This is a genomic window from Alteribacillus sp. HJP-4, from assembly GCF_042139015.1.
Lineage (GTDB): Bacteria > Bacillota > Bacilli > Bacillales > Marinococcaceae > JBHIKY01.
Genome location: NZ_JBHIKY010000005.1, coordinates 220,950 through 232,681 on the forward strand (window position 1 = coordinate 220,950; position 11,732 = coordinate 232,681).

The following is an 11,732-nucleotide window of genomic DNA, read 5'->3' on the forward strand; positions in this document are numbered from 1 at the left end:
CTTTAAGGTAAAAGGAGTATAATGAGGCTGGACAGTCCTTATGAAATAGGGGTTAGATGGAACAAAAAGATGCAAAAACATTCCTAGAAACATTCGCAGACGCTGAATTAAGAGATCAACTCGAAAATATGCTAAAAGCCATGTATCGTTTAGGCTACAAAGATGGTTACAAAAAAGGATGTCAAGACGGGTTTAAAGAAAAGCAGCAAAGTTCCACTATGACATAAAGGTGTGCTCTCCCAGCGAAAGAGTCCTCTGATTAAATAATTTTTAATGGCTGTCCAGCCTCAGAAATTATCATATAATTCTGTCATTTTTATTTTCTTGAGTTGTTCTAGAATAATAGTTTTCTTCTTCAACCATCCATTTTATAAATTCTTTCTCTTTAGTATCTAATGAACGATGTAATTTTTCTTCCGTTTCCTTTATTAATTGTTCACTTGAAATAGGCATTATTCACTCCGAGAATTGGACTTATTCTTAAATCGAATAATGTTCTATTCCACGTAAAATCATAAAAATAAACCTTTATTCATGAAAAAATTAGTTAAAACATTTATATAATGTTGGTATATAAATTATTTAATTGATGTAAAATATTATTTTATTGGAGAGTGAGAGGACATCTCGCTGAGTCAACATATGAGTATGTTAAAACGGGTGAAGAAATTAGAGGACAGGATCCATTTAAAGCAAAGAAGGCATCTACTCATCATAATTACTGTACCAGGTAGGGAGAAACCACGGGAGGCTGGAACATGAACCAGATAACGAGTATCTTAAGTATTTAGACAGTGTGGGCTTTAAATATGTGTATGTAGAAGAGTGGGAAGCAGATGCTTAATAAGCGTTTAAAACGTATATAACCTTTTAAAGTTATCTAACAGTGACGAGCTTATTCCAGAAAATATGAGCATAAAGATCAATCAAACGAAATTTGATACGATGGATCATTTTACATAAGCTCAGCTAAGGGAGATCGTAAAACTTGCAACCGCATAACAGTTATTCAGGGAGTTGCACAAGTCATTCTCTTATTTTGCTTCTGAGAGCCTGTGTATTACAGCAGAATAATGATTAATGGGTCTTTGTCTGGGGAAAAGAAGTTATGTACCTCTACAATGATCGAAGGAAGAAGAAGCTTCGGAAGAATCAGACGGGGACAGAGCTAGCGAAAGATTGATCAAAATGGCGAGCATTATGGATTCAAGCATATAAAAGTTGTCGGCGCTGGCGTCCAAGACGAATCGAAAACCGTGACCAGTGGACCAATGGAGTTAGAAATTAGTGTGGTCGATGTGATTGACTTAACCCCTCATGAAGATACCGCCTGGATGTTTGATGAAGAAAAAGAGAACTGCCGCATTGTTATCATGGACATGAAAGCCACCAATACATCAGACCAGGATGTAAGCTTTTATCCCGATCAATCTATTATAGTGACCAACACCGGTGAACAGATTGACGACAGAAATGATGCTCTCAGGCGAAGGGGGTGGCGATTTTTACGGGCAGGTATCGAAGAAGGGCAAGTATGGTTTGTGCTAAATGACGACCAGTCAGACCTCACCAACATCGAATTAATCATCAGTCCACCACATGACATGGAAGAATGGGAAGATCTCGGCGAAGAAATACGCACCTCTTTTGATATCACTGACGAATCAAAATAATGTCACATACTCTACGAAGGGGGGAAATCCAATGAGTATCAACAAGACAAGAGGAATTTTGTACCAATTAGGCCGTATTTTTGGGGATGTCAACGCTGTCCAAAAAGGAAAAGCCGGGCAGCGCGTCGCACGGAGAGCCACGGGAAAAGTCACGGGGAAGGCATTTAAAAAAATATTCAAATAGAGGGAGTGAGGGAGTAATCCCCCACTCTATTAAGTACATATCCGCCTCAGAGTTTGATTTGTATTCAGTTTCTTCGGAACCGAGCAGACGAAACATTTCACCATCAATTAATCTTGCTTCTGAGTCGTTATTATAAACCGTTAAATCAACAACAACAAATTTTCCCTCTGTGGTGAGTGTATCAAGAAATTCATCTTCAATCTCAGACTGTTCACTTACTTCATTTACTGTGAAAGCTAAATCGCCAACTTCAACTTCTTCACCTATGTCTGCTGTTTCTGCTGGTTCTTCTTCTGCTCCTTCAGTTTCACTCTCTTCATTTCCTTCAGTATCGCTTGCTTCAGCTTCAGCAGTGGTAGCATCTTCATCATTGCTTTCTGGTTCTGTAGCTGCTTGTTCATTTCCCATATTGGCTGCAACTGAAATAATAAGTATTAACGCTATAATTCCCCCAAGCCATGAACGCTTTTTCATGTACCATTTACGTCTAGCCTTCTACAGTGCTCTGTGTTCCTTTTTGCTCAAATTTTCCTCACTCAAAATTTACCCTCTCCTTAGTGGACTTGTTAGCCCTTTAGCATTAATTGATAATAATAAAGTACCACCAATTACTACCAATTACATTGTTCTTACATTTACAAAATTTCATAAAAGCAATGAAGCCCCGTTCGTACACAAATATATTTTTGAAATAAAGTATACTAATTATATTTTTGAAAAATTAAGAAACACTGGGAATAGATATGGATTACTCACTGTAAGAGAAGACTATGTGAATAAATTAATTGTCACATTAAACATGCCAGAGAAAGAAGAATACGCTCAAAAAAAGATTAACTACTGAAAAGTTCGCTTCCGTTCTTATCGAGTTTCACCATTGACATCTGGAGCTGTATTCACTTAATAAAATTGGGGCTGTGTCAAAAGGTTATAAACAATTGACGTCCTCCCAAAAATAATCCCGTATCACTATAAAAGTGGTACGGGATAACTTGTTTTGGTGTGATTTTAACCACCAAAGTGGGGATAAAATTTTTTAAAAACGTCTTTTGATACAGCCCCTTCTATTTATAATAATGGATATTAGTAGTTATCGTTGATCACTGATAGAAGCATCACTATTATTCGACGCTAGTTCAGTTAACGGGTCGTATGGAGGTCCTATTATTGTTCCTACCAATAATGCTATATCAACTGCATTTTCTGGAATCCCCCATGAGTTTCCAGAAAAATTGAAAATAGCTTGATCTACAACAAATCCTCTCGTATTATACACCACATTATTAACAATAAATCCCTCAGAATTTGGGTTCAAATATGCTGGTTGTCGCAAGGAGAAAAATATATTGTCTTGCACTATCAGGTTCATTACATTTCCTTGTGTTAAAAATCCTCTGTTCACTACCCAGCCAGTCGAGGGACCTGCTTGTGGCGGGCCATAGATAACGTTATTGATAATTTTGTGGTCAGTCCCTGCAAGTTGAATGAATTCCACAGCATAAGGATTATCGCTAGTAATGGTTAAACCATCAATAGTAATACCGTTTCCAGTAACTAAGAAGGGAATAACCGCCGCTTGTAATTCGATGATTGTGTTAGGATATCCTTTTAAAGTTACACCAGTTTTATTAATTGTTATTTGGGCAGATATAGGATACGTCCCACCTAGTAAATGAACGGTTCCGGTTGGGGATACGGCTGTCACTCCTTCTTGAATAGTTCCAAATGGATTTGCTTGGGTACCATCTCCACCAACTGCTCCAGCCTGGACAAAGACATCAAATGGATTTGGTTCGATAACGCCCGTCGCGCCAGCTGGACCTGTCGCACCGGTGGCCCCCGTAGGTCCCGTAGGTCCGGTCGCGCCCGTGACCCCAGTGGCTCCTGTAGGGCCCGTCGCCCCAGTAGCTCCCCCAGCTGGCCCGGTCGGTCCGGTAGTACCCGTGACCCCAGTGGCTCCAGTAACGCCGGTGGCCCCTGTAGGTCCGGTCGCGCCGGTCGATCCGGTGGCTCCAGCAACGCCGGTGGCCCCTGTAGGTCCGGTCGCGCCGGTCGGTCCGGTGGCTCCAGTAACGCCGGTGGCCCCTGTAGGTCCGGTCGCGCCGGTCGGTCCGGTGGCTCCAGTAACGCCGGTGGCCCCTGTAGGTCCGGTCGCGCCGGTCGGTCCGGTGGCTCCAGTAACGCCGGTGGCTCCCGTGGCGCCAGTAGCCCCCGTAGTTCCGATCGGTCCGGTGGCTCCAGTCGCGCCAGTAGCCCCCGTGGCGCCGGTCGCCCCAGTAGCTCCATCGCTTTCTACTTCTAAGAAAGCTACATCATCGACGAAGACAAAAGGAGCGTTAATGGCGCTGACTGGTTTACTAATAATTACTTGTGCCTGGGTAGCTGTAGGAGGTGCTGCGCTTGTGGTTAAATAGACTTCCAACCAAGTGTCATTCACCACATAAGGCAGACCGCCAAAATCAACAAAAGTATCTAAGCCCGTGCCTACTACCATGTCTGCCGCATTCAAAAATAATACATCTAAATTAATGATAGGACTGTTTTGTGTGTTAGATTTTGATAAGGAAACTAAAAATTCGAACATTTGCCCTTCACTAATCGGTACGGTTTGAGAAAGGGAAGCAACAACAGATCCAGAGGCAAATCTCGCTGAAAAATCTCCGGTGTGCGCCTCATTTGCAATGGTAGTGTTAACCGCAGTCCACCCTGCTAACGTTCCTGTCTCAAATCCGCCATTAACTAGCAGATTATTAATAGACAATAGCATCTCCTCCTGTTATAAGTTATTTCAACAAAGCCATTGGCTAATATTGAAACTCCCGATAGCTTATGACTTTTGGGAGGAGCTTGTTTAGGGGAACGAACCACAAGGAAGCCTATTTTAAAGGAAATGTGCGAAAATCTTTGATCAATCTATTTAGTATTACTCATTAATAGTTCAAGAATTACTAGGTTTAAGTCTGAACATTTCGATATTTTTGTAAAACAATAAGTATTTAAAGTAAAGAAAGGAAGAGGCAAATATCAATATACCTCTTCTGTTTATAAAAATGGATAGCCTTTAAACTTAGACTAAGCAGAATAAAATGGTTTTAGCCCCTACCAAAACTGCTCCTAAGTGTCAAGAACGTTTAATTTTATACAAAATCGTCGGGTTAAAATTATAGTTATTTTTATTAATACCGTTTACTTGGTCTTTGCTTAAATTTATATTTGCTGTGATGATACGTTCACGAATAAATTATTAAATATTATATTCGGACACCAATTGGACACCCATAGAGCTCTACTCACTAAAAACCAAAATAAAGAGACAAGGTTGAAAGCCTTGTCTCTGTATGTTTGCGTATGGTGTCCCGTACTGGGCTCGAACCAGTGACCTCCACCCTGTCAAGGTGAAGAAAACCAGTGAAACTCCAAGAGAGTAAGCTTGTCAGAATAAAATACTAATTGAGCACTTCCTCAAATTTAGCTTATAAATACAATGTATAGAGCTCTTATGGAATTGTCAAGTACCTAAAAATAAATGATTTTTTAATAAAAGGAAAAGCAAACTAATTGTTATTAATAGCAGTAATTATTTAAAAGTAGTATGGAAACCTCATATATCTAATAAACAATTATCTATGGTATAATTTACAAAAAAATAGGAGAGGAAATATGGCTAAAGGAATAATATTTGATCGCTTCATGTATCCTGCTTCAATAAAATTAGATCAAGGCGATAGTTTTAGTATTAATGTAAATGATGAAGTGTATAAAGTTATAATAAAAGATCATATTAATGCAACTATTGTTTTTGACTTCGAAAATAATATTAACGTTAAATATAAATATGGAATACCTTATACTGCTTACTTAGATAGAGAAATAGGTCAAATTAATCAGGATACCCCCTATATTTTTGAAATAGGAAACGAAGTGGTGAAAGTAATCGATTATACAGGTGATAAATCTATTTTATATACAAAGGTATTTACCAAAGAACCTTTCACTGACATTTTAGTTGCTTATCAAGTAAACGATATTAGTGAAGCATTAAATCAAGATAACCAAAATTCTATAAAAGCTTTGAACTATTTTTTAGAACATTATAAGGATACTGCTAAACAAGCAAATATTAAAGATATTGGGGAAATAATTGATCGAGATGTGATATATTATAGGGGACTATACAAATATAAAAATGAAGACAAAGGGAAAAATTTTGAAGAAGTATTAGAAGCAGATTATTGTGACATAGAAGATATGATGCCTGCGGGATTTAAAACTAAAATGACAGCACTTACTACTTCTACAAGAAGTGTAGAGGAAATCAGAAATGTTTTAGAAGATAGATTTCTTAAAAATATTCCAATAGGTGATACACAACTCTTACTGAATAGAGCGGCTGGGGAATTATACTCTAACGACAACCCTAAATATGCTTTTTTAGACATTTTCATTGCCTTAGAAAGCTTTATTACTGAAATATTGAATAAGTATAAGAAAGAAGTTGTGAAAATTTCTAAAACAAAGATAAATGAATATAAAAAAAACCTGACTATAAGTTATGTGCTGGATATTGAGTTAAGAATTATATTCAACAATGACTTTGAAGATAATGAAAATGAATTATTTACAAAGGTAAAAGGTCTAGCAAAAAAGAGAAACAAAATAGTACACGAAAAAAAAGATGTAACATTTAAAGAGGCTGAAGAAGCGTTACATTATGCTGAGGATTTTATAGGGATCATTAAGACCAAATTTGATAAAAAATTTTTTAATAAAGAATAAAGTGAGGTTCATTCTACAGAACCTACTCCTAACCCTTTAATTTATGAAGCAGAAAACTTTTTTCTTGCCGAGAAAATTTTTATTATTTACTAACCAAACAAATAGACATTAACTATCAGAATGCAGTTATTTTGTAACAATAAAAAAGGAGGCAGGTTTTAACCTGCTCCCTGTTATTCTTGAATCTCAATTTCGCTGTACTTTCCACCTGACCAACCTAGCCCAGATGATACTTGTAATTTGTAACTTTCATCAGCAGGAATCTCAAAAGCAATTTTACCAGTTGTCGACATGTTAGGATTGACCTCTTCTAAGAAGAACCCTATATCATCATTTAAGTACATATCCGCATCAATGCTTGATTTGTATTCAGTTTCTTCAGAACCGAGCAAACGAAACATTTCACCATCAATAAATCTTGCTTCTGAGTCGTTATTATTAACTGTTAAATCAACAACAACAAATTTTCCCTCTGTGGTGAGTGTATCAAGAAATTCATCTTCAATCTCAGACTGTTCGCTTACTTCATTTACTGTGAAAGCTATATCTCCAACTTCAACTTCTTCACCTATACCTGCTGTTTCTGCTGGTTCTTCTTCTGCTCCTTCAGTTTCGCTTGCTTCAGCCTCAACAGCCGTAGCATCTTCATCATTGCTTTCTGGCTCTGTTGCTGCTTCTTCATTCCCCATATTGGCTACAACTGAAATAATAATTATTAGTGCTATAATTCCTCCAAGCCAAGAACGCTTTTTCATGTACCATTTACGTCTAGCCTTCTTCAGTGCTCTGTGTTCCTTTTTGCTCAAATTTTCCTCACTCAAAATTGACCCTCTCCTTAGTGGACTTGGTAGCCCTTTAGTTTTAATTAATAATAATAAAGTACCACCAATTACTGTAATTTACAAGTAATATTTGGAAATGATATGATTAATTTGGCTATCATAATAAGTAGGAATAAACTAATAAAATAATGTAATAATTAAGTCACTCCAACAGGGAGCCTACACTCACGATAAGACTTCAAAGTTGCTAATTACGATAAAGCCATACACACTAAACTGGCATGTATAAAAAAAGACTCCTTGCCTCAAGAGGGAAGTGGAACTCTCAATGTGTATTTGTGTGAATGATATTTAAAAGCTGATTTACACAATAAGTAACTCATGTGGTTACCGTCTCGAAAATCATTATTTATTCCTCCTTTACGCCACACTCATTAAAATTACTAAAAGGTAATTTATTGCTGTAATCGAGCAGGATAGAAATAAGGGTGAATCTCTTGAGCTGTCTCAATCTGGCATGTGCCAGATCGCCTGCTAGGGTGGCATTTAATCAGGTATACAATAAAGCAGGTGGAATTGATGAGTTTAACTCTAAAAGTGGCACTCAATAAGGAACACAAAAAGGCATAAATAATTAAACAAAAAGAAAGTATTTGAACAAGTTTAGTTAATAGGTGAGCTTGCAAATTGTAGGTCTAAACATGTGAACTCTTAAATATCTTAGAAGGATATATAAGTAAGAAAATAAGATGTTTTATTATGCTTAACTACAGATTGTGCAGACTCAGAATGTGAACTACAGTATTGAAGAAAAGAAATATTTGAGATGGAAAATAAGGATTATTTAATATTAAGGGTGACTTTGTGAGCTGGAGCTTTTAAGGGGTACTTATGAGATAGCGTGTGAGGTGTAACTCATAGTGAGGGGAGCACTCAGAGTGGCTTGTAAGGTGGAGCTCAGAGATGATACTCAAGAGGGGATACTTCAGAGGTGACACTCAAGAGGTAGTAACATAAACCTCCATGTCGATGAGGTCACTTTTCGTAAATCGCAACTCAGAACTATTTCACTATATAAATATCACAGTTCACTATATAGATAAACCTCGTTAGTCACCTCAAAAATATACACTATTTTATGCACTCTTAGCCAGCAAAATAAATTTATTTACTTGAAAGCCAGCTCCTGAGAAAAACTCATTTATACACTAAATAACCCTTATAAATAAGCGTGTAAGTTTACATATTGCATACATATTTCTTTCTCACAAGTCAACTTGACAGTTACCTCAGAAGACGTTCTCTCTTGGTACACAACATTTACTTTAGTGTAGTTAAGTTACATAACATAAATTATAAGAAGTTATTCATTATAGACATTGTATTAATATACATTTATCATGCAAAGTGGGAAGGAGCCTGAGAGGCTTACTGTGAGAGGTTGATGGTTTAGTATATCGAGGAGGAGAAAACTCCTTAGAGAGCCTGTGGAGCCCTTCTCAAAGGTGAACCTTGTAAGCTGTCTCGTAAGTCCCTATGAAGCAGTTAGCATCTGTGAGCTTAACTTACTAGTTGCCATCTCATAACACCTTATTTCTTGTTATATATGACGCTTTCTGAGACAGCGCTAATGAGGCTCACTGTGAGCTTTGCTCGAGAGGTTAATGGGGTTTATTACTCTTGAGAAGGAAAGCCCCTGAGAGGAGCTTGTGAGCGCCTTGTGAGCTACCCTGTGAGCGCCTTGTGAGCTACCCAGTGAGCTTACTTAGTAGCTGGCTCAACAGGGCAATATCTTTTCTTTTTAATTCTTCTTATGAGCAGGAACGCTTATGAGCGTTTTCCACCAATACGCTTATGAGCAAGCTTATAAGTAACGTTTAAGGGTACCCTTATCCATATATATAAGTCACCATGAGAGGGCAATCCTATGAGACTCTCTAGGAGTTTTCTTGAGAGGTTAATGGGGGGGTTAGTATGCTGTGGAGGAGGAAGTCTCTGAGAGGAGCTCTGAGTGTCCTTCTAAGCTATCCTTTGAGCTTACTCAGGAGTCAGCTCAATAGCAACCTCAATAGCTGCACCTCTAAGAAGGATCCTCTCGTGCCCTTTAAGCAGTGCTATTGAGGTGGAGTGTATTATGTCCACTTATATAGTAAAGTCCCTTAGAGGAGCTCCTAGTGTCCTTTAGAGCTTCCATATTAGTATAGTTAGTAGCCAGAAGCTCAACAGGAAGCTCATGAGCAATACATATGAGAAGGCTCCTCTCGTACTCCCTAAGCAGTGCTAATGAGTTGGAATATATAAAGTGTAGTGAGATAGTAAAGCCCCTGTGAGGCAGCCTGTGAGAGTGCTTGTGAGTGTACCTTATTTGTGCTACCTCTCATACAGCCACTGAGTGTACTGGTGATCTGTGACTCATAAGCATTACCTGTTAACTCATACTCTCTGTGAGTGCAACCTCTAAACCTTGCTTATGTGTGGCAATATCTTTCTTAATTTATTGTGGGTGGTTAGTCTCTCGGGAGCTGCGCTGGTGAGTGGAGCGCTCAGTGAGTGAGCTCGTGAGTGGCAACTCTTGGATATTCTGAGGGGTGGGGGTATATCTCACTACACATGGTGACATTTACAGAAGATATACAGAGGAGTAATTATCTTTAGTTCGCTGAAGAGTTCAGCTAAACAGCTCCCGTCTCAGGAGTAACAGGGGAAGGGAGAATTTTAAGCTACTCATTTTTTTTATAAAATATATTTCCACTAAAATTGTCTTCTCAGAGGAAGGGAGCACCTTCTTTTTATTTCTTTAAGATTACATTTGAGTGGCATATTAGAGTTTTCCCTCGAAAGAGAAATTAGAGTTACTTCTTTGAGCTCAATCTCCTCAGCAACCTGTCAGAAACACTCTTGAGTTGAACAGAGGAGCTCTCACTTCAAGAGCTTCCCCCTCTCAAGGTGAAATATAGGAATAACGGGAGAAAGCACACCTCTGTAGTCTAATTTAAGCCACCTCAGAGATTTTTCACTTCTTTACATACTGATTCACCATGTAACCTCAAAAGCTTACCTACGAGGCTCCTAGGAGCTTCACTCAAAAGCATTTGCTGGCTCAAGAAGGTATCTTTTTTTAACTTTTATAAATTCATTTGTAAACACCTCTTTGATATGTACTAATAGGGTATAACTAATAAGTTTCAGCTCAAAAATTTTACATACATATTTTCTAATAAATATACAATTAAAAAAATAAAAGTACTAAATGAAGTTAACTACAATTAGAACTTATAATATATTTAAATATATAAAATATTAAGAGACTAAATGAAGTGAAACTAATAAGTTTAACTATAATTAGTCTCTTATATTTATTTTATTAATCACTTATGAGACGAGAACAAAAAACTTCACTAATAAGCCCCCACTCAAGAAATGCTCCTTGAGAGCCAGCTTCCCTTATAATATATAGAAAAAGGAAGACTGAAATGCACCTCACACATACTCTCTCTATGTCTGAACCCCATTTTAATCTCGGCGGTTTCATACACCATTTTAGCTTAATACCGGCTATCTCATACACCAATTTGAAAGTCATCTCTTGAGCTATAGCTTGTAAGCCAGCACTCCTCCAGAGTTCCACTAACAAGCCAGCAATTAGGTTTATCATAAGATATAAGAAATCTTTTACCTTAAAAATGCACCTAATGCTTACTCTCCCTAAGGATAAGTACACTTTTGAAGTGGGTCATATTTGATACTGGGAAATTCACCTTAACAGTAAAACTCCAAAGTGGCTTTGATTGGTGAGATGGCTAGTATGTCATTTAAAAGTGTAGACACCTTCCTGATATACCTGTATAGAGGGGCTCTTAAGGATGTATCTACCTCAACAAACACAAAACTCTTTATGATAAACCTACACTCAAAAAGACAGTTAAATAGTCCTTATTTTATGCTGAAAAGCTTATATATCAAGGGTTTTGCTTGTTGAGAAGGCTTGGGAGTTAACAAATTCGTAAACAACTCCTTGATATATCTATATAGAGGGACAATTAAGAGCCCTTAAAAAATTCGTTCTACCTTTTGCGGATTTGCTGACGTATTTTTAAAGATATTTTTCTGTTTTTCAATTGTGGTTCGTAGCTTTGTCACCGTCAAGTCTTTTTGAACATATACTGCTCATTAATTTTGAACACTTTTCGCTTGAAACAAAGTTTCTCGATGTTTAATGCGGTGGCTGTTGCCATTTAAATGAATAACCTCCGAACGATGGAGGAGACGGTCTAGAATGGCCGTTGTTATCCCTTGATCGCCCAGTAGCTCTCCCCA

The 11,732-nt window shown here is 37.7% G+C and carries 8 protein-coding genes; 3 read left to right on the top strand and 5 right to left on the bottom strand.

Features of this window, described 5'->3' with window-relative positions:
* The first annotated feature begins 56 nt into the window (after positions 1 to 56).
* Positions 57 to 227 carry a hypothetical protein gene (locus ACE4RR_RS06780; protein ID WP_375534646.1) on the top strand — a complete coding sequence of 57 codons (171 nt, stop codon included), beginning with the start codon at positions 57 to 59 and terminating at the stop codon, positions 225 to 227.
* A 70-nt stretch (positions 228 to 297) separates the two neighbouring features.
* Here the strand turns inward: ACE4RR_RS06780 and ACE4RR_RS06785 are convergent, their stop codons facing one another.
* On the bottom strand, positions 298 to 453 hold the full coding sequence (locus ACE4RR_RS06785; protein WP_375534647.1) for a hypothetical protein: 156 nt from the start codon (positions 451 to 453) through the stop codon (positions 298 to 300).
* Between the two features lie 803 nt (positions 454 to 1,256).
* Here ACE4RR_RS06785 and ACE4RR_RS06790 point away from each other — a divergent pair.
* Positions 1,257 to 1,673 carry a hypothetical protein gene (locus ACE4RR_RS06790; protein ID WP_375534648.1) on the top strand — a complete coding sequence of 139 codons (417 nt, stop codon included), beginning with the start codon at positions 1,257 to 1,259 and terminating at the stop codon, positions 1,671 to 1,673.
* 67 nt (positions 1,674 to 1,740) lie between these two features.
* Here the strand turns inward: ACE4RR_RS06790 and ACE4RR_RS06795 are convergent, their stop codons facing one another.
* Together ACE4RR_RS06795 and ACE4RR_RS06800 are read right to left on the bottom strand one after the other, a co-directional pair.
* Entirely contained in the window at positions 1,741 to 2,331 is a 591-nt protein-coding gene (locus ACE4RR_RS06795) for a DUF4352 domain-containing protein (RefSeq protein ID WP_375534649.1), read from the bottom strand.
* Between the two features lie 616 nt (positions 2,332 to 2,947).
* The gene (locus ACE4RR_RS06800) at positions 2,948 to 4,618 is read right to left on the bottom strand and encodes an NTTRR-F1 domain (protein ID WP_375534650.1); all 1,671 of its coding nucleotides are present in this window, start codon (positions 4,616 to 4,618) and stop codon (positions 2,948 to 2,950) included.
* A gap of 899 nt (positions 4,619 to 5,517) precedes the next feature.
* Between ACE4RR_RS06800 and ACE4RR_RS06805 the strand changes: the two genes are divergently transcribed.
* A complete protein-coding gene (locus ACE4RR_RS06805; protein WP_375534651.1) occupies positions 5,518 to 6,633 on the top strand; it encodes a hypothetical protein in 1,116 nt (371 codons plus the stop codon).
* A gap of 173 nt (positions 6,634 to 6,806) precedes the next feature.
* Here ACE4RR_RS06805 and ACE4RR_RS06810 read toward each other — a convergent pair whose 3' ends face one another.
* Positions 6,807 to 7,454, bottom strand: coding sequence for a DUF4352 domain-containing protein (locus ACE4RR_RS06810; protein WP_375534652.1), 648 nt, complete (start codon positions 7,452 to 7,454; stop codon positions 6,807 to 6,809).
* Between the two features lie 4,131 nt (positions 7,455 to 11,585).
* A partial coding sequence (locus ACE4RR_RS06815) for an ATP-binding protein (RefSeq protein ID WP_375534662.1) occupies positions 11,586 to 11,732 on the bottom strand: 147 nt, incomplete at its 5' end.